This is a genomic window from Pseudooceanicola lipolyticus, assembly GCF_002786325.1.
In the GTDB taxonomy this organism is placed as follows: Bacteria; Pseudomonadota; Alphaproteobacteria; order Rhodobacterales; family Rhodobacteraceae; genus Pseudooceanicola_C; species Pseudooceanicola_C lipolyticus.
In genome coordinates this window covers 193,001-212,137 of sequence record NZ_PGTB01000001.1, presented here as the reverse complement: position 1 = coordinate 212,137, position 19,137 = coordinate 193,001, and the positions used below count along the sequence as shown (strand labels likewise).

Annotated in this window: 17 protein-coding genes; 16 read left to right on the top strand and 1 reads right to left on the bottom strand. The window is 61.8% G+C overall.

Annotated elements, in window-relative coordinates:
- Positions 1 to 28: 28 nt before the first annotated feature.
- From CVM52_RS01035 to CVM52_RS00995, 9 genes are all read left to right on the top strand, one after another.
- Positions 29 to 1,108, top strand: a complete 1,080-nt coding sequence (locus tag CVM52_RS01035) for an ABC transporter ATP-binding protein (RefSeq protein WP_100160868.1) — start codon at positions 29 to 31, stop codon at positions 1,106 to 1,108.
- Positions 1,065 to 2,288, top strand: a complete 1,224-nt coding sequence (locus tag CVM52_RS01030; protein WP_100160867.1) for an ABC transporter substrate-binding protein — start codon at positions 1,065 to 1,067, stop codon at positions 2,286 to 2,288. Before CVM52_RS01035 ends, CVM52_RS01030 begins: the two co-directional genes overlap by 44 nt.
- A gap of 74 nt (positions 2,289 to 2,362) precedes the next feature.
- Positions 2,363 to 3,205: an ABC transporter permease gene (locus CVM52_RS01025; protein WP_100160866.1), complete on the top strand. Its 843-nt coding sequence runs from the start codon at positions 2,363 to 2,365 to the stop codon at positions 3,203 to 3,205.
- Positions 3,205 to 3,978 carry an ABC transporter permease gene (locus tag CVM52_RS01020; protein WP_100160865.1) on the top strand — a complete coding sequence of 258 codons (774 nt, stop codon included), beginning with the start codon at positions 3,205 to 3,207 and terminating at the stop codon, positions 3,976 to 3,978. The genes CVM52_RS01025 and CVM52_RS01020 overlap by 1 nt, the downstream gene beginning before the upstream one ends.
- Positions 3,975 to 5,342: an amidohydrolase family protein gene (locus CVM52_RS01015; protein WP_100160864.1), complete on the top strand. Its 1,368-nt coding sequence runs from the start codon at positions 3,975 to 3,977 to the stop codon at positions 5,340 to 5,342. Before CVM52_RS01020 ends, CVM52_RS01015 begins: the two co-directional genes overlap by 4 nt.
- Before the next feature lie 18 nt (positions 5,343 to 5,360).
- On the top strand, positions 5,361 to 6,122 hold the full coding sequence (locus CVM52_RS01010; protein WP_100160863.1) for a DUF1028 domain-containing protein: 762 nt from the start codon (positions 5,361 to 5,363) through the stop codon (positions 6,120 to 6,122).
- Between the two features lie 76 nt (positions 6,123 to 6,198).
- The gene (locus CVM52_RS01005) at positions 6,199 to 7,422 is read left to right on the top strand and encodes an NAD(P)/FAD-dependent oxidoreductase (protein WP_172720877.1); all 1,224 of its coding nucleotides are present in this window, start codon (positions 6,199 to 6,201) and stop codon (positions 7,420 to 7,422) included.
- A gap of 21 nt (positions 7,423 to 7,443) precedes the next feature.
- Complete coding sequence (hydA, locus tag CVM52_RS01000) at positions 7,444 to 8,892, top strand: dihydropyrimidinase (protein WP_100160861.1); 1,449 nt, start codon at positions 7,444 to 7,446, stop codon at positions 8,890 to 8,892.
- Positions 8,889 to 9,560 (top strand): aspartate/glutamate racemase family protein, encoded by a 672-nt coding sequence (locus tag CVM52_RS00995; protein WP_100160860.1) that lies wholly within the window; start codon positions 8,889 to 8,891, stop codon positions 9,558 to 9,560. The genes hydA and CVM52_RS00995 overlap by 4 nt, the downstream gene beginning before the upstream one ends.
- Positions 9,561 to 9,848: 288 nt before the next feature.
- On the opposite strand, the gene CVM52_RS00990 is transcribed toward CVM52_RS00995, so the two are convergent.
- Positions 9,849 to 10,559: a 2-hydroxyacid dehydrogenase gene (locus CVM52_RS00990; protein ID WP_205964841.1), complete on the bottom strand. Its 711-nt coding sequence runs from the start codon at positions 10,557 to 10,559 to the stop codon at positions 9,849 to 9,851.
- A gap of 496 nt (positions 10,560 to 11,055) precedes the next feature.
- Between CVM52_RS00990 and CVM52_RS00985 the strand changes: the two genes are divergently transcribed.
- Genes CVM52_RS00985 through CVM52_RS00955 form a run of 7 tightly spaced genes read left to right on the top strand, consistent with a single transcriptional unit; the run spans position 11,056 to position 19,135 of the window.
- On the top strand, positions 11,056 to 12,642 hold the full coding sequence (locus CVM52_RS00985; protein WP_100160858.1) for an ABC transporter substrate-binding protein: 1,587 nt from the start codon (positions 11,056 to 11,058) through the stop codon (positions 12,640 to 12,642).
- Positions 12,642 to 13,619 (top strand): ABC transporter permease, encoded by a 978-nt coding sequence (locus CVM52_RS00980; protein WP_100160857.1) that lies wholly within the window; start codon positions 12,642 to 12,644, stop codon positions 13,617 to 13,619. Before CVM52_RS00985 ends, CVM52_RS00980 begins: the two co-directional genes overlap by 1 nt.
- 3 nt (positions 13,620 to 13,622) lie before the next feature.
- Positions 13,623 to 14,453, top strand: coding sequence for an ABC transporter permease (locus CVM52_RS00975; RefSeq protein WP_100160856.1), 831 nt, complete (start codon positions 13,623 to 13,625; stop codon positions 14,451 to 14,453).
- Complete coding sequence (locus CVM52_RS00970; protein WP_306372741.1) at positions 14,345 to 16,099, top strand: ABC transporter ATP-binding protein; 1,755 nt, start codon at positions 14,345 to 14,347, stop codon at positions 16,097 to 16,099. The genes CVM52_RS00975 and CVM52_RS00970 overlap by 109 nt, the downstream gene beginning before the upstream one ends.
- Positions 16,096 to 17,076 carry an alpha/beta hydrolase gene (locus CVM52_RS00965; protein ID WP_100160854.1) on the top strand — a complete coding sequence of 327 codons (981 nt, stop codon included), beginning with the start codon at positions 16,096 to 16,098 and terminating at the stop codon, positions 17,074 to 17,076. Before CVM52_RS00970 ends, CVM52_RS00965 begins: the two co-directional genes overlap by 4 nt.
- On the top strand, positions 17,076 to 17,708 hold the full coding sequence (locus CVM52_RS00960; RefSeq protein ID WP_100160853.1) for an FMN-binding negative transcriptional regulator: 633 nt from the start codon (positions 17,076 to 17,078) through the stop codon (positions 17,706 to 17,708). The genes CVM52_RS00965 and CVM52_RS00960 overlap by 1 nt, the downstream gene beginning before the upstream one ends.
- Positions 17,705 to 19,135: an amidase gene (locus tag CVM52_RS00955; RefSeq protein ID WP_100160852.1), complete on the top strand. Its 1,431-nt coding sequence runs from the start codon at positions 17,705 to 17,707 to the stop codon at positions 19,133 to 19,135. Before CVM52_RS00960 ends, CVM52_RS00955 begins: the two co-directional genes overlap by 4 nt.
- Positions 19,136 to 19,137 lie beyond the last annotated feature (2 nt).

The following is a 19,137-nucleotide window of genomic DNA, read 5'->3' as shown; positions in this document are numbered from 1 at the left end:
ACGAGAGCAAAGCGGGTGATCCTGTCTGATGAATGAACCGATCCTTTCCATCAAGAACGCGGTAAAGCGATATGGCTCCGTCAACGCCCTCGATGGGGTGAATCTGGATGTTGCCGAGGGCGAGTTCCTGACCCTTCTGGGGCCGTCCGGTTCGGGCAAGACCACGCTGCTGAGTGCGATTGCGGGCTTTATTACCCTGGATGAGGGACGGCTGGCGCTGCGCTCCACCGACATCACGGGCAAACCGCCCGAGCATCGCGATTTCGGCATGGTGTTCCAGGGCTATGCGCTGTTTCCCACCATGACCGTGCGCGAGAATGTCGGCTTCCCGCTCAAAATTCGCAAACGCCCTGCCGCCGAGATCAAGAAGCGCGTCGGCGAGGCACTGGAGATGGTGCAAATGAGCGCCTTTGCCGACCGGATGCCAAGCCAGTTGTCCGGCGGACAGCAGCAGCGCATCGCGCTGGCGCGGGCGATGTCGTTTGACCCGCAAATTCTGTTGCTGGACGAACCCTTGTCGGCGCTCGACAAGAAGTTGCGCGCCGATTTGCAGTGGGAGCTGAAAGACCTGCATCAGAAACTGGGCGTGACCTTCATTTACGTCACCCACGACCAGGATGAGGCGCTGTCCATGTCTGACCGGATCGTCATCCTCAAAGATGGGGCGATCCAGCAGGAGGGCGGCCCCAATGCGCTCTATGACCAGCCGCGCAACCGGTTTGTGGCCGACTTTCTGGGCAAGTCCAACTTTCTGGAAGCGGCTGTCCTGTCCGCAAGCGGCACCTCCTGCCAATGCGAGTCGGAGGGCGCGGTTTTCGATCTGACAACGCAAGAGCCCTGCCGTCAGGGTGAGACGATCACCCTTGCGCTTCGACCTGAGCGGTTGCGCCTGGGTTTGCCCGGCGAAGAGTTCGTTCCGGCGACGGTCAAGCAGGTAAGCTATCTTGGCGAACGTTGCCAGGTGATGGTGACGCGCAAGAGTGGCGAAGAGTTTTTGATCTCACGCCCCACTTGGAAAACCGACATCATCCCCACCCCCGGACTAGAGGTCAGCATCGGCTGGGATGCAGACGCGCCCGTCGTGCTGGCCCCGCTTAACCAAGAGTGACCGGAAGAAGAAAAGGTCACCCCACCCCATGACAAGGAGAACGTACATGACTGACACCACTGATTTTGAAGCCAAGCGCGATATCGCCGAAGTTGCGGTCGAGCGTTACAAGCAAGGCCGCCTGACCCGGCGCGGTTTCATCGCCGCGATGGGCGCTCTGGGCGTTCTGCCCGCATTCGGCCAGCGCGCAATGGCCGCGACCTCGGAAATCATCGTCGTGAACTGGGGTGGAGCCGCCAAAGACGTTCTGCAGGAAGTGCTGTGCGACACCTATACCGCCGAAACCGGGATCAAGGTGACGGTTGACGGCTCCGGCCCGTCGGCGGGCAAGATCCGCGCCATGGTCGAAAGCGGCGCGGTGGTCTGGGATTTGTGCGACAGCGGCGCCGGCTCTGCGATCATCCTCGAACAGCAGGGCATGACCGAAGCGATCGATTACAGCATCGTCGACAAATCCAAGGTTCTGGAAGGCACCGCCTATAACAATGGTGTCGGCAACTACGTCTATTCCTACGTGCTAGCCACAAACCCCAAGATGCTTGGCGGCAATATCCCGCAGACGTGGGAAGATGTCTGGAACGTCAAGGATTTCCCGGGCATGCGGACCTTCCGTAAATCGGTGCGCGGTCAGCTTGAAAGCGCAACCCAAGCCCTCGGCGTGCCACTGGCAGAAGTCTATGACGCTTTGAGCACCGAAGACGGCATCAAGGCCTCAATCGCCAAGTTCCGCGAGTTGCGCGAGAACATCATCGTCTGGGGATCGGGCAGCGACAGCCAGAACCTGTTCCTTCAGGAAGAGGTGGCGATTGGCAATATCTGGTCGACCCGTGCGCACCTTCTGAAGGATCAGATGGAACCCGGCAGTTTCAATGTCAGCTTCAACGGCGGCGTGATCGCACCGGGTATCTGGGTCGTGCCCAAGGGCAACCCGGCGGGTAAGGACGAGGTGATGAAGTTCATCGCGCACGGCCAGAAGCCGGAACTGCAAGTGGAATGGCTCGAAAAAATCGGTTCCGGCCCGATCAACCCGGCTGCGGCAGAGTTGGTTCCGGCCGAGCTCGCGCCTTATAATCCGTCGAGCCCCGAGAACCTGGCGACGCAGATCATCTACAACGATGAATGGTACGCGAAGAACCAAGTTTCTGCCGAAGAAATGTACGTGGACGCGCTGATCAACTGATCCCGGTTCAAGGCGGGCCCGCCAGGTGGTGGGCCCGCTAACCCATTGAAGTTTCAAAACCAACAGGGGGCGGAATGCCAGGGGTCAACGAGAAGACCAGCTACTGGATGCTGGTTCTGCCGGCATTGTCGATCATGGTGATCTTCTACATTCTGCCCGTGCTGGGCATCTGGGAGATCGCCTTTACCGAGCCGCAAGCCGGGGTTGACAACTTCGTCAAGATGGCTGGTTCCAACGCGGTGAAGACCAGTTTCGTCATCACCTTCCGCGTCGCCGCCATTACCACCTTGGGGTGCCTGATCCTGGGCTATATCGTGGCCTATGCGATCAGCAATTTCGCCACGCGCCTGACCCCCCTTATGGTGGCGCTGGTGATCTTGCCGTTCTGGGTTTCGGTGCTTATCCGGTCGTTCAGCTGGATCGTCCTGCTCGGCCGTTCGGGTCTCGTGAATGACGCGCTGATCAATGCCGAACTGATCGAAAGGCCGCTCCGCCTGATGCACAACGAACTGGGTGTGCTGATCGCGATGATCCACGTGATGCTGCCTTTTGCAGTGTTGCCCATGCTGACGAATATGCGGGGCATCTCGGGAATTTATGTCCAAGCCGCGCGCAGCCTCGGGGCCAGCGAATGGACCAGTTTCCGGCAGGTGTATTTCCCCCAGACCTTGCCTGGCGTGCTCTCCGGCGCGCTGCTGGTCTTCGTGCTTTCACTGGGCTTCTTCGTGACACCCGCGTTGCTGGGCGGTGGGCGTGTCCTGATGATTTCCGAATACATCACCTACCAAATTCAGGAATTCCTGAACTGGGGATTGGGCTCGGCCCTGTCGGTTGCACTGCTCGTCGCGACCGCCCTCGTCCTCCTGGTCTCGGCACGGTTCGTGAACCTGCGAGCCACCCTATTGGAGCGTAAGTGATGCAAAGCTCTGCTTTCCGGATCTTCTTTCAGACAGGCGCGTGGTTGGTAATTGCGTTTCTGGTCTTGCCGATCCTCGTCGTACTGCCGATTTCGTTCACTGATACGAGCTACATCGGCCTGCCGAAAGAGTCGTTGTCGCTTCAACACTACACCAACTACTTCTCCGATCCCGAATGGTTGCGCGCTACGTGGACAAGTGTCTGGGTCGGGCTGGTGGTTGCGACCTGCGCCTCGGTTCTGGGCACAGCCTTCGCCATCGGATGCTGGTTCCTTTCGGACCGGGCGGCGATGATCGCGCGCTGGATCCTGATCACGCCAATCCTCGTGCCGCCGGTGGTGCAGTCGCTGGGGTTCTACCGGTTTTGGGTCACGCTTGGTCTGATCGATACACATTTCGGCGTCATCCTGGCACATACGTTGCTGGCGCTGCCCTATGTGTCGATCTCCGTCTTTGCGGCGCTGAGCAATCTGGACCGCAACCTTCCACGGGCCGCGCGGAGCCTTGGGGCCTCGGTCATGCAAACGGTTTGGGCGGTGGTCGTGCCTGCCGCCCGGCCAGGTATCGCCTCGGGGTTCATCTTTGCATTCATCGTCAGCTTCGATGAGATTGTGGGAGTATTGTTCATTACCGTGCGCAATGTGCAGACCCTGCCCAAGATGATCTGGGAAGGCATTCAAGACAATATCGACCCCACGATCGCCGCCGTCGCGACCCTGCTGATCGCCCTGACGCTCATCGCCACGGGCATTGGAGTTCTGCGGAGATCATGACCCGTCTGCTTCTGAAAAACGCGACCTATATCAGCCATGATAGCGGGTTGCCCCAGGTGCGGCGCGGCCATATCGCCATCGAGGGCAGCCGCATCGTCGCTTTGCCTGCAACGCTTGATGGCAGCGAGTTCGAGGCCTTCGAACCGCTCGATATGTCCGATAAGCTGGTGTCGCCAGGGCTGATCAACGCCCATACCCATTCGGTTCTGTTGGTGCTGCGTGGCACGGTCGAGGATATCGAAGGCAATCTTGTTTACCAGTATATGGTACCTGCCTCCTACCTGCTGGAACCGGGTGAACGCGCAGCAATTGCGCGTCTGGCCTGTGCCGAGGCAATTCGGTCGGGCACGACGACGCTGGTCGATCCGCTGCGCCACGTGGCAGATTACGCGCCGGCGATGATCGACAGTGGCCTGCGGCTCTGGCTCGCGGAAAGCTGCGCCGATGCGGTCACAACCGAGGTGGGCAGCGGGACCTATCGCTTTGACCGGGCGTTCGGGCAGACCTTCCTTGACCGCACCGAAGCCCTGATCGAGCGGTTTCACGGTGCCGAGGATGACCGCGTGCGCGTCATGATCTCTGCCCATGCGCCCGACAATTGCAGCCCCTGGATGCTCGGGCAATTGAAGGATCTGGCGCGCAAGCACGGTTTGCGCCGCACCGTGCATCTGAGCCAGATCATCAGCGAGAAAGAACAGGTCGAGGCGCTGCATGGCTGCACCTCGACCGAGTATCTCGACCAGAATGATTTCCTCGGCGATGACCTGATCGCGGTGCATTGGACGTTCTGCAACGAAAGCGATGTGGCGCGACTGGCGGAAACCGGCACGTGGCTGGGGCATTGCCCGTCGTCGATGTCGGCCAAGGGGCCGCACCCCTTGCCAATGCGCGCCATTCTCGATCACGGCGTCAAGATCGTTCTGGGCACCGACAACATGACCGAGGACATGTTCCACGCGATGAAACTGGGGCTGACCTTGCATCGCGGCGCCTATCAGCGATCGGTCACGCCGACACCGGGGCAGGTGTTCAACTATGCCACGCTGAACGCCGCCAAGGCGCTGGACCGGCCCGACATTGGCAGCATCGCGGTGGGACAAAAGGCCGATCTGGCGATGTTCAACCTATATGCCCCCGCCTTGAACCCTCGCGTTTCGCTGGTGTCGAACATTGTGCATTACGGTCACCCCGGCACGGTGACGGACACGATGGTAAACGGTCGGTTTTTGATGCGGGACGGCGTTCTGACCACGATAGACGAACGCGCTGCGGTCATCGAGGCCCAACAAGCGACCGACGCCATGTGGCAGCGTTTTGGCGCCGAAGAACGGGATGTGCCTTTGCCGGCAACCGATCCCCGCTAGACATCAAGGGAAACGAACATGACTTTCTCGATCATAGGTCGTTGCGTGCGCACTGGCGCATTTGGCGCGGCAATTACAACATCTGATCTTGCCGTTGGCGGGCGCTGCGTGCGTTTGCTGCACGGCAAGGGGGCTGTGCTGTCCCAACACCGTACCGATAGCCGTTTGGGCGATCTTGGGATCTCTTTGCTCGCCGAGGGGAAAAACGCCCAGGACACCGTCACCGAGGTGTGCAATTCGACCAAGGATATCGAATGGCGCCAGATCGGAGCGCTTGATGCAAAGGGCCGCGCGTCGGCCTATCACGGGCGGCGCATGTATTCGATCTATACCCACAGCATCGAGACGGACTGCCTCGCTCTTGGCAACATCCTGGCAAACGAGACCGTGACACGGCATATGGCCGAGGCCTTTGCCCGTGACCCGAACCTGCCGCTGGGCGAGCGACTGATGCAGGCGCTGGAAGCCGGGCGCGACGCGGGCGGTGAGATCGTCGGGCCGTTGAAATCCGCGGCCGTACGCGTGACCGGCGAGCACGGGATCGATGCGATGGACCTTCGCATCGACATGTCCGAAGGCACGGCGGTCGAGGACCTGCGCGCGCTGGTCGATGCCTATGCCGGCCGGGCCGAAATACTGCGCGACGTCGCCCTGGCACCAGAAGGGATTCCGGTCATGCGCAGCCTGTTCGAGGCCAGCATCGCACGGATCGAAGAGTTGGGCTTGCAAGCGCGGTTCCCCACGGCGCAGCACCGCGACAGTTGGACGTTAAGGGACTAAGGCCTTGTCTGCTGAGCAGATATATTGGCAAGCGAGCGATCCGGCCGAGAACCGGCCAGAGAAAGCCCCTGATCGGGTGGACATCGCGATCATCGGAGCCGGGTATACAGGCCTGAGCGTCGCGCTGCATCTTGCGCGGGCCGGCCGCCACGTTGTCGTGTTCGATGCCGGCGGTATCGGATCCGGGTGTTCCTCTCGCAATGGCGGCATGGTCGGGCCCAGCTTTCACAAGCTTGGATCAGCTGGCCTGATTGCACGATACGGCGAGGCCAAGACATTGGCGATCATGCGTGAAGGTATTCATGCGCTTGATTATTTCGAGGAATTTGTCGCCGGGAACGGGCTGGAGTGTGATCTGCAAATGCGGGGCCGGTTTCGCGGCGCGCGCACGCTGGCCGATTACGATGCTATGGGGCGCGAAACGGATTGGCTGTCGCGCAATCTCGGGCTGCCAGTGGCGATGTTGCCGCGCGCAGAGCAGCATCGGGAGATCGGCAGCACGTTTTACCATGGCGGCGCGGTCTATCAGCGCGATGGCGGGATACACCCACGCAAACTGGTGGTTGAATTGGCACAGGCCGTGCGGGCCGCCGAGGTGCAAATCGTGCCGCATTGTCCGGTGTCCGCCATGCGCCGCGAAGGCGCGACAACCATGTTGCAAACGCCGCAAGGCACGGTCACCGCGAAAGAGGTCGTGGTCGCAACAAACGCCTATTCGGACGGGCGCACCCCGGCGCTGCATCGGCGTATCGTGTCGATCCGTACCGCCGCCGTCGCCAGCGAGGAACTGTCGCCGCAATTGATGGAGAACCTGACGCCCCAAAAGCGCATGTTCGGCGAGTCTGGACGTGTATTCATGTGGTTCCGCCCCACTCCGGACGGGCGCAGGTTCATCTTTGGTGGCCGGATCGGAAACCCCGGAGGCGCCTTGGAGGCGCAACGCAAGGCCTTCACGAAGTCCATTACGCGGGTTTTTCCACAGCTAAGCGATGTGCGCCTAAGCCATGTCTGGTCTGGCAACGTCGCCTATACTCCCGACCACAGCCCCCATCTGGGCTTTGTGGATGGCGTTTGGCTGGCCGGGGGCTATTGCGGGTCGGGCGTGACGCGCAGCGTGTATTTCGGCATGAAACTGGCGCGCAAGATCCTGAAAGAGCGCGATAGCGACACCGCGTTTGACGATCTGCCCTTCCAGCGGGTTCCGTTCAAACCGTTTTCGGATCGCGCCGCAAACGTGATGACGAAATGGTATGCCCATCTCGATGCCCGCGACCTGCGCCGGAATCGCAACACAGACTGACCCCCAGCAAGGAGCGCCATAATGCAATTCGACACGGTGATTCACGGTGGCACTCTGGTCACGAGCAGCGACGTTGCCAGGGGCGATATCGGTATCCGCGACGGCCGGATCGTTGCGGTTGCCGAGAACCTGAGCGGCGGGGATGCGCGCATTGATGCTGGCGGCCGGTTGGTCATGCCGGGCGGAATCGAGGCCCACGCCCATATCGCGCAGGAAAGCTCTTCGGGTGTGATGGGCGCGGATGACTACCTGTCCGGTTCGGTAGCGGCCGCTTTCGGCGGAAACTCGTCGTTCATTCCCTTCGCGGCGCAGCATCGCGGGCAATCCGTAGATGATGTGATTGCCACCTATGACGCCCGCGCCGCGCGCTCGGTGATCGACTACAGCTACCACCTGATTATCACCGACCCGAGCGAAGCGGTTTTGCAGGACCAGTTGCCGCGCGCATTTGCACGCGGGATCACTTCGTTCAAAGTGTTCATGACCTATGACATGATGAACATCGGCGACGGCGGTATGCTCGATATCCTGAGTGTTGCGCGCGATCATGGGGCGATCACCATGGTCCATGCCGAAAACAACGACATGGTGAAATGGATGAATGGCCGGCTTGCCCGGGCCGGGCTGGTTGCGCCGAAATACCATGCGATTTCCCGCCCCGAGCTTGCCGAGGAAGAGGCGATCAACCGTGCCATCTCGTTGGCGAAACTGGTGGATGCGCCCCTGTTCATCGTGCACGTGTCCACGGCGGGCGGCGCTGCGATTGTTCAGCGCGAAATCCTCGCGGGAACACGGCTCTTTGCCGAAACCTGCCCGCAATATCTGGCCTTCACGCGCGATGATTTGGACCGGCCGGGGATGGAGGGCGCGAAGTTCGTCTGTTCGCCACCGCTAAGGGACGCAGCGACGCAAGCGGCGCTGTGGCAGCATGTTAAATCCGGAACTTTCACCTCGGTCAGTTCGGATCACGCGCCGTATCGCTATGACGAAACCGGCAAATTCATCAAGGGCCGGGATATTCCCTACCCGCAGATCAGCAATGGCATGCCCGGTATCGCCGCGCGGCTGCCCTACCTGTTCTCCGAAGGGGTCGTGAAGGGCCGGATCAGCCTGCAGCAATTCGTCAGCCTGTCTTCCACCAATGCCGCGCGCACCTTCGGAATGACCGACAAAGGCAGCCTCGCACCAGGCATGGATGCCGATATTGCGATCTGGGACCCGGAGGCGACACGGGTCATGAGCCTGCAAGATCAGCATGACAACATGGACTACACCCCGTTCGAAGGCTTGGAATTGACCGGCCTGCCGGAAACGGTGATGACCCGTGGCGCTTTGATTACACACAAAGGCCGCCTCATCGCCAAGGAAGGGCAAGGCAAATTCGTTCCCCGTGCGCCGATGAGGTTGCTAGGTGACGGCTACCTTGCCAAAGAGCGCGACCCGGCGCAGAATTTCGGAGCCCAGATATGAGCGATAGCAAGGCACGCACAGGGCCGATTGTCATCATCAACCCAAACTCCTCGGTGAAGGTAACCGAGGAAATCGCGCGCAGCGTTGCGCCGTTTCGATGCATGGATGGGCCGGAGTTCGAGTGCATCGGAATTGCGCATGGCCCCGCCACCATTTCAACCATGAAAGACAGCGCCGAAGCCGCGTTGAACGTGGCAGCCATTGTGCAATCGCGCCCCGATGCGTCGGCCTTCGTGGTTGCCTGTTTTTCCGATCCAGGCGTTGATCTGTGCCGGACATTGGTGCGCCAGCCCGTCATCGGTATTCAAGAAGCCGGCATTCTAAGCGCCATGGCACAGGCGGATTTGTTTGGCATCGTCGCGCTCGGCCCGGCCTCGGTTGCACGGCATCGCCTGCGCATCCGCCAAATGGGAGTGGAAGCGCGCATGGCTGCGGAACTGCCGCTGGACAACGTGTCGGCCGAAGACGCGGGCCAAAGCGAGGAGGTGTTTCAACAGACGCTGGAAGTCGGCGCCCGACTGCGCGACCTGGGTGCCGGCGCGATTGTATTGGGCTGCGCGGGCTTTTCGCCCCGCCGCAGGGCGCTTGAGCAAGAGATCGGTATCCGCGTCGTCGATCCGGTCGCTGCGGCTGCGGTCATGGCCTTGGGCGCATCGGCCGGGCTTTAGACTTCGGATTTCCCGAACTCGCGCTCTCTCCCCCTTGCTCCGACGGTATCCGCTGTCGGCCGCCGCCGGTCTTCGCAGTTGGGAATCTACAGCCGGTTTCAAAACCGCCCCACAGCGCGCCAAAATACAGATGGCCCTTTAGTCGAAGAGGACGGGCATAACAGTGAACAGGCGTGGAAAACTGGCTCTGGCCGCGTCGAGCCATGCTGCCCTTTCGCCCTCACGCGCGTAGTTCACCACTGCTGTGGCATTCGCCGCCGAAGGTGCTGGTCGTGACATCCGTCCCAGTCAGTAGCCATTCGTCCGGTCGACCAGGTTCAGCAATGGCAGCCGGGCATCCAGCCGCCGGATATTTTCGGCAATCTGCTCGGCAATGCGGCGGGGTTTGGTCAGCGCAGCCATGTGCGGCGTGACAAGAACGCGCGGTTCGGCCCATAGCGGATGATCTGCCGGCAGCGGCTCTTGCTCGAAGACATCCAGGACGGCGCCGGCGAGCTGTCCCTGCGCGATCAGGGCAAGCAGGTCGGGCGCGACAAGATGCTCTCCGCGCGAGCACAGGACCAGGCCGGCGCCCCTGGGCAGCTGCGACAGCCGCGCTTGGTCGAGCAGGCCGCGGGTCGATGGCGTGAGAGGCAGCAAGCAGATCAGCACATCGGCGTTTTCCAGCACCGCCTGCAGGCCCTGCGTTCCGTGCAGACAGGTGATGCCGGGAATGCTCTTTGCGCCACGCGACCAGCCGCTGACAGGATAGCCCAGATCGGCAAGACGTCTCGCCACCACCTGCCCAATGCTGCCCAGCCCCAGAATGCCGACCCGGCAATCCGCGGCCGGACGTTGTGCAAAACGATCCCAGCGGCGCGCTGCTTGTTGGGCAACGATGCGGTCAAAACCGCGCTGGAACCACAGCACCGACCAATGACAATATTCCGCCATCGCCACTGCTAGGTCGTCGTCGCGAATACGACAGACCGGCACGTCCGGCAGGCCGGGATCGGCCATCAGGTTGTCCACTCCGGCCCCGATGGAATGAACCAGCCGCAGCTTGCGCATCCGCGCAAGCGTTCCGTGCTCGGGGTTCCAACAGACCGCGATCTCGGCCTCCATCGCGCCCGGATCAGGCCAATGCACCAGCTCGGCAGCGGGCAACACCTCTTGCAGGCGCGTATCTAGAAAATCGAGCCGGGGACCTTGGTTGATCAATGCAACGCGCATCTGGCTGTCCTTTGTCATTTATTGCGAGCCATGGATCGGCCGCAGGCCGGATCCCGGTGGACAGTGCGCAGTCAACGGGCGGCCCATTATCGGCTCTGGGCACAGAAGCATCGCGTTTAGGCCAGTTGTACTTGGTGCGCTTGCCGCAAGACCCGGCGGAAGCATTACTTGTCCTTATCGCGACGATGTCTCGGTGTTCGTCGCGTAGCATCAGAATTCATCGGGGCCACCAGAGCCCGAGAAATGATGCGGCCAGCGGGCCGCCAACAGAGAGGGTATTCCTATGAAGAGACGTGACTTCACCAAGCTTCTTGCATCTGGCGCGGCGCTGTCAGCCGTCCGACTGTTCGGTGATGGCGTCGCCTATGCGCAGGGGTCGAATGGTGGGCTGACCGCGATCATCCAGCCCGAACCGCCGCTCTTGAACCTGGCGCTGAACCAGCAGACGCCGACCGGCGTGGTTGGTGGCAAGATGTACGAAAGCCTGCTGACCTATGATTTCGAGCTGAATCCTCAGCCACAGCTTGCAAAAAGCTGGACGGTTTCCGAAGACGGGCTGACCTATACATTTACTCTTCAGGACGATGTGAAATGGCACGATGGCGCACCGTTCAGCGCCGCCGATGTGGTGTTCTCGTGCGACGTCTTCCTGCGCGAGGTTCATCCCCGTGCCCGCACCACCTTTGAACGCTGCGAAAGCATCGAAGCGCCAGACCCGCAGACCGTGGTCTTCACACTCAAGTCGCCTTTCGCACCCTTTCTTCTTGCCTTCGAAAGCTCGTCGGCACCGATCGTTCCCGCCCATATCTATGAAGGCACGGATTTCAGAAATAACCCGGCCAACGACACTCCGATCGGGACCGGCCCGTTCAAATTTGTCGAATGGGTGCGGGGCAGTCACATTCACCTGACCGCCAATGAAGATTACTACATGCCGGGCCAGCCGGGCCTTTCCGAAATTTACTACCAGATCATCCCGGACGCCGCCTCGCGCTCTGTGGCGATGGAAACCGGTCAGGCCCAGGTCGCACAATGGGGCGACATCGAAACCTTTGACGTTCAGCGCCTCGCAGCGATGCCAGAGCTTGAACTGACGACGAAGGGGTATGAATTCTTCAGCCCGGTGATGTGGTACGATATCAACCTGCGCCGCGAACCGTTCAACGACGTGCGCTTCCGCAAGGCGATGATGCATCTCATCGACCGCGATTTTGTGGTCGACCGGATCATGTTCGGCCTGGCCCGCCCCGCGATCGGGCCCATCGCTTCGACCACCAAGTTCCACGATCCGAACGTCACGACCTATCCCTACGATGTCGATGCGGCGATCGCGCTGCTCGACGACATGGGCCTGACACCGGACGCCAACGGCATCCGTACAACGATCAACTTCCTGGTCTCGCCCTATGGCGAAGTCTGGACGCGAACGGCCGAGTATTTCCGGCAGACCATGCAGTCGGCCGGGATCGAGGTGAATCTGGTGTCCACCGATGTCGCGGGCTGGGGCACCTCGGTTGGTAATTGGGACTACGATGTCACCACCAACATGCTTTACCAGTTTGGTGACCCGGCGCTTGGAGTGGCGCGCACCTATATCAGTTCGAACATCCGAAAAGGCGTGTTGTTCTCCAACACTGAAGGCTACGAGAACCCGAAGGTCGACGACCTTTTTGCCCGGGCGGCCATTTCCACCTCGGAAGACGAGCGCCAGCAGCTTTACAGCGAGGTGCAGAAAATCCTGACCGATGAAGTACCGGTGCTTTGGCTGACTGAACAACACTATCCAACCCTCTATGCCAGCGGTCTTCAGAACCTGATCACCGGGGCGACCGGGGTGAACGGCAACTTTGGCGAAGCGCGCTGGGGCTGATGGAAGTGCTGCGACATCTCCTGTCGCGCGTGGCGGGGATCGTGTTCGCGATCCTCGTCATCGCAACGATCAATTTCGTACTGGTGCGGGCGGCGCCGGGTGATCCCGCGACGGTGATCGCGGGTCAGTCAGGTGCCACGGACGAGCAGTTCATCGCCCAGACCCGCGCGGAATACGGGCTCGACAAACCCTACCTCGTGCAGCTTGGCACGTATCTCGGCAAAGTGGTCACCTTCGACCTGGGCTATTCCTTCCGACAGCGTCGCGCGGTGGCAGACCTGATCGCGGAACGTCTCGGGCCAACCTTGCTGCTGACCCTTTCGGCGTTCTTTATGTCGTTGATCGGTGGCGTGACCTTTGGCGCGCTGGCCGGACTGCGGCACGGACGATGGTCGGACATCGCGATTTCGATGGTGGCATTGCTGCTTTACGCGACGCCGGTGTTCTGGCTGGGTCTGATGCTGGTGCTGGTGTTCTCGATCCAGCTCGAATGGCTGCCGGCCTATGGCTATAGCGACATGCGTGCGGCCGGCTTTGGCACGCTGCAATATGCCTGGGATGTGGCCAAGCACCTGCTGATGCCGGCGGTCACGCTGTCGGCGATCTACATGGCGGTATACACGCGCCTGATGCGATCGTCGCTGATCGAGGTGGCCGGTGAGGACCATGTAAAAACCGCCCGCGCCAAGGGGCTTACCGAGGGGGCCATTCTGCGCGGCCACATGTTGCGCAACGCCGCCCTGCCGGTGATCACCTTTGCCGGCCTTCAGATCGGTGCGCTGGTGGGTGGCGCGGTGGTGGTCGAAACGGTGTTTTCCTGGCCCGGCCTTGGTCGGCTGACCTTCGATGCGGTGACCACACGGGATTACCCGGTTCTGTTGGGGCTGTTCCTTGTGATGTCGATCCTGGTGATCGCCGTGAACCTCCTGACCGACCTGATCCACCGATTGGTCGATCCCCGGCTGGCCGCGAGATAGAAGATGAACAAAACTCTGAAAACTTTCCTCACCCGGCCGGCGGGCATCGTTGGTCTGATCTTGCTGGCCGGGGTCTGCGCGATCGCCGCGCTGGCGCCGGTGCTCTACCCCGGCTCCCCCTGGAACATGGCAGGGATGCCCTTTGCCCGTCCGGGTGAAGCGGGCATGGTGCTGGGCTCGGACACAATGGGGCGCGACATCGCCGCAGGTGTCATGCATGGTGCGCGGGTTTCACTGCTGATCGGAATTGCCGCGACCTCCGCTGCGCTGGTCATCGGGGTCAGCATCGGCGCCGTTGCCGGCTTTGCCGGTGGCGGGATCGAAACCTTGCTGGTGCGGGTTACCGAAATCTTCCAGACCATCCCCAATTTCGTGCTGGCGATCCTCCTGGTGGCGATCATGACGCCTTCGATCGGCACCATCATCCTGGGCATAGGGCTGGTCAGTTGGCCGCCGCTGGCCCGCCTGACACGTGCGCAGGTCAAGTCCGTGGCGCAGCGCGAGTTCGTTCAGGCGGCGCGTTGCCAGGGCCAATCGAGCCTGTCTGTCTTGCTGCGCCATGTGCTGCCCAATGCGATTTCTCCGATCATCGTCACCGGCTCGCTTACGGTGGCCGCGGCGATCCTGATCGAAGCGGCCCTGTCCTTCATGGGTCTTGGCGATCCCAATCACATGAGCTGGGGCTACATGGTCGGCGCGGGGCGCACGGTCATCCGTCAGGCCTGGTGGATGAGCGTCTTTCCCGGTCTCGCCATCCTGGTCACCGTCGTGGCGATCAATTTGGTGGGGGAGGCCCTGAACGATGCCCTGAACCCGAGGATTTCGCGCGCATGACTCTTCTGACCGTAGATTCACTCTCCATAGCGCTGCCCAAGGGCGCCGATCGCGCCCGTGCCGTCAGCAAAGTGAGCTTCAATATCGAACCCGACCAGATCGTGTGCCTTGTCGGCGAAAGCGGCTCGGGCAAATCGATGATCGCCCACGCGCTTTTGGGATTGTTGCCGCCAATGGTGCATGCGGATGGCGGGCGGATTCTCTTTGAGGACGCCGACCTTCTAACCGCAGGCGCTGAGAGAATGCGCAGCCTGCGCGGCGCCGGGATCTCGATGATCTTCCAAGAGCCGCTCACCGCGCTGAACCCGCTCAAGAAGGTGGGTGCACAGGTCGCCGAAGCGATCCGCGTCCACACCCTACGCTTGCCAAAGGCAGAGATTTCCACGCGTGTCCAAGAGCTGTTCGAACAGGTCGGCCTGCCCGATCCGGCCCGGTTGGCCGGGGCGTTTCCTTTCCAGCTTTCGGGGGGGCAGCGCCAGCGCGTCATGATCGCCATGGCATTGTCGAATAACCCGCGATTGCTGATCGCGGATGAGCCGACCACCGCGCTTGACGTGACGACCCAGCGCCAGATCCTCGACCTGATCCGCCGGCTGCAACGCGAACGCGGCATGGGCGTGCTGTTCATCACGCATGATATCGGCGTTGTCGCCGACATCGCCGACAGGGTCGTGGTGTTGCGACAGGGCGAAGTGGTGGAACAGGGCGCGGCTGCCGAAGTCCTTCATTCGCCTCGCTGCGACTATACCCGGATGCTGCTGGAGGCCGTGCCGGGAAAAGGGGCCTTTCGACATCGTCCAGATGCGCCTGAGCCGTTGCTTGAGATCAAGGCGCTGGAAAAAACCTTTGTCACTCGGCAGGGCATGTTCAGCCCTCCACGACGCGTGGTCGCCGCCGAGAACGTGTGTTGCCGGCTGGACCGGGGCGATACATTGGCCGTCGTGGGCGAAAGCGGATCGGGCAAATCCACGTTGGCCCGAATGATCTTGCGGCTGATCGAACCGGACGGCGGCGCCATCCTGTATTGCGGTCGCAATGTCCGCAATATGAACCGCCACGCCCTGCGCAATTTTCGGCGTCGGGCGCAGATCGTGTTCCAGGATCCCTATGCCAGCCTCGACCCCAGATTGCCGGTGGGAGAAAGCATCGTGCGCGGGCCAATGGCCTTCGGCACCTCGCGCCACGAGGCCACCGCCGAGGCGCGCCGCTGGCTGGATCGCGTCGGCCTTGGCCCGCAGGCCTTCGGGCGCTTTCCGCACGAGTTCTCTGGCGGCCAGCGCCAGCGCGTCTGCATCGCGCGCGCCCTCGCCCTCAAGCCTGAATTTCTGATCGCCGACGAGGCGGTCTCGGCGCTCGATGTTTCGGTGCAGGCGCAGGTCCTCGATCTGTTGTCCGAGCTGAAAGCCGAGATCGGATTGTCGATGCTGTTCATCACCCACGACCTGCGTGTTGCTCGCGAAATTGCCGACCGTGTCGTCGTGATGAGCCGTGGTCGTATCGTCGAGCAGAACGAGACGCAGGCGCTGTTTGAGCGCCCGCAAGACCCCTACACGCGCCGTCTGCTGGACGCCGTTCCGGGGCGCGAATTCTTTGCCGGGCGCAGCGCCCCGGACCAGTCACAGTTTCTGAACGGAGCTATTGCATGACCCTCGACCTTCCCGCCGTCGCGGCAGATCCGCTTGACGTGCTCGACCCCGAAATCGCCGAATTCGTTCGCCGTTCGATGGAGGCTGGGCGCGGTTACCCGCCGCGCGAAACGCTCAGCGCCCCGCAGGCGCGTTTGCTGGCGCTGGAGACCCGGCGCCAGTGGTTCGAGGGTGGACCGATTATGGCCCGCACCGAGGAACGGATGATCCCGACGCGCCATGGCGAGCTTCGGATGCGCCTGCACCGGCCCGAGGGGGTCACGGCAAAGGGCGCCTTCCTCTATCTTCCGGGCGGAGGCTGGGTGCTGTTCTCGGTTGATACCCATGACCGGCTGATGCGCGAATATGCCGAAGCAGCGAAGATGATCGTGATCGGTGTCGACTATTCCCGCGCGCCCGAGGCCCGGTTTCCACAGCCGGTGGAGGAACTGGATGATGTGCTCGACTGGCTGTTTGAACATGCCGACGAACTGGGCTTCGATCCGGCGCGATTGGCTATGGGCGGTGACAGCGCCGGGGCGAACCTGACCGCCGCCACCAGCCTTAAACGGCGCGATGAAGGCAAGGTGCTGCCGGCGGGGATGATACTGAACTACGGCTCTTACGATCTGAACATCTTCACGGAATCGGTCGTGAAATGGGGCGGCGGGTCCTACCTTTTGACCACCCACATGATGGTGTGGTTCCAGATGCAATATATGCGAACGCCAGAAGATATCACCCACCCCTGGGCCTCCCCCATTCGTGCGCACAGCAAGGCGGGACTGCCGCAGACGCTGATGGTGATGACCGACTGCGACGTGCTCTACGACTCGAACATCGGGTTCGAGGCGGCGCTGCGCGAGGCCGGGGTGGACGTGACCGCGCGGCTTTATCCCGGAACGGTGCACTCCTTTCTTGAGGCCATGTCCATTGCGAAGGTGTCGCGCCGTGCCATCCGCGAAACCGCCGAATGGCTGCGCGAGAGGGTCGGCTGATGTACACTCCCCCGGCCTATTCTGAAACCGATACCGCCTTGCTGCACAGGTTGATGCAGGAGTGGAGTTTCGCCACGCTGGTCTCAAGCGAAATGGGCGCGCCGCTGGCGACGCATCTGCCCTTTCTCGTCGATCCCGGCGGCAGCCAGGGACTGGGAAGACTGGTCACGCACCTGGCCCGCAACAACCCCCATTGGGAAGCACTGGAAGACCGCGAGGTGCTGGTCATCTTCCAGGGGCCGCATGCCTTCGTCTCGGTGGATTGGTATGACAATCACCTGACGTACCCAACCTGGAACTACGGCGCGATCCACGCGCGTGGCCGCGTCAAGCTGGAGCGCGATCCAGAGGCGCTGCGCGCCCTCTTGCGCCGCTTTATCGGGCAGTTTCAGCCAGCCGAGACCAAGTGGAGCTTTGATGAGATGCCCGAGGAGATGACGGCGCCGCGATTGCGTGCAATCGTTGGGCTGGAACTGGATATCACCCGGCTCGATGGCAAGCTGAAGTTCAACCAAGACAAAAGCGATACCGACCGCGCCGGGGTTCGCGCCGCCTTGTCCAACAGGGCAGAGGGCGCGGAGACCGCCTGTTTCATGTCCAGGCTGGACAGGATGAAGGAAAGTGCAAAGTGAGCGACCTTTGGAGCTGGTCCGCTTCGCGTTTGGCAACGGCCATAGCCGCAGGTGACATAACCTCGGTCGAGGCGACGACAAGCGCGCTGGCGCGGATGGACGCAGCGAACCCAACCATCAATGCCGTGGTGGATCCCATGCCTGATGAGGCGCTGGAAGCGGCGCGGGCGGCGGATCAAGCACGCTCGCAGGGCCGTACCTTGGGGCCGCTGCACGGTGTTCCGCTCACGATCAAGATCAACGTCGATTACGCGGGCCGTGCCACCACAAACGGGGTCGTTGCCTATAAGGATCTGATCGCCGATCAGGATGGCTCGGTGGTGCGCAATCTCAAAGCGTCGGGCGCGGTGATCATAGGGCGGACCAATACGCCTTGTTTTTCGATGCGCGCCTTCACGAACAACGACCTCCATGGCGCCACACGCAATCCGCATGATGCGCGTTTGACGCCCGGCGGCTCGTCCGGCGGGGCAGGCGCCGCGGTTGCCGTGGGGATCGGGGCTGTGGCGCATGGCAACGATATCGGCGGTTCGGTGCGCTATCCGGCCTATTGCAATGGCGTCTACGGCTTGCGGCCGACGCTCGGCCTTGCGCCGGCCTTCTCGGGCACGGCACCTGAGCGCAAGATCGTCTCGCAACTTTCCGCAGTCCAGGGGCCCCTCGCCCGCACCGTCGAGGATATTCGATTGTCGATGGAGGCGCTTTGCGGCTACGACCCGCGCGAGGTGATGCAGGTTCCCGCCGGCCGGCTATTTGATCCGTTGACCGGTGCACCCTGCCGAGTGGCGATGCTGGCCGAAACCGCAGAGTGTCCCGCTGATACGGAGGTTTCCGCCGCCATACGACAGGCGGGTGCCATGCTACGCGATGGCGGTTATGAGGTCGTGGAGACGCCGCCACCATCGTTCCAAGAACTCGTCGAATACTGGCACCTCATCCTCGGCAACGAAATGCGTGCGGGCCTTGGCCCCTTGATGGAGACGCATGGCGACTCGAAAATGAAGGCGGCGCTGGCGCTGCTGCTTGAAGATGTGCCCGACCTGTCAGACCGCGACAGCTTTTTGGCGGAATTTGCACGGCGAAGCACTCTGCTGCGCCAGTGGCAGGTGTTCTTCCAGGAATACCCGCTGGTGTTGACCGCAACCAACTGGGCGAAGCCCTATGTTGATGATTACGATGTCTCGCCCGGTGCCGATGGCGACTGGTTCCGCCGAACCTGTGCTCCGATGACGGGTACGCCAATTATCGGGTTGCCCGGTATCAGCGTGCCCGTGGGAACTCGGCCCGGAGCGCCGATGGGCGTGCAATTGCTTGCAAACCGCTTCGGCGACCGCCTGCTGCTGGAAGCTGCTGCGGTGCTGGAACGCGCCATGGGTCCCATCGCGCCGTTCGATCCCATCCCCCAGGCAGAAAGCGAACCTGCCTGATC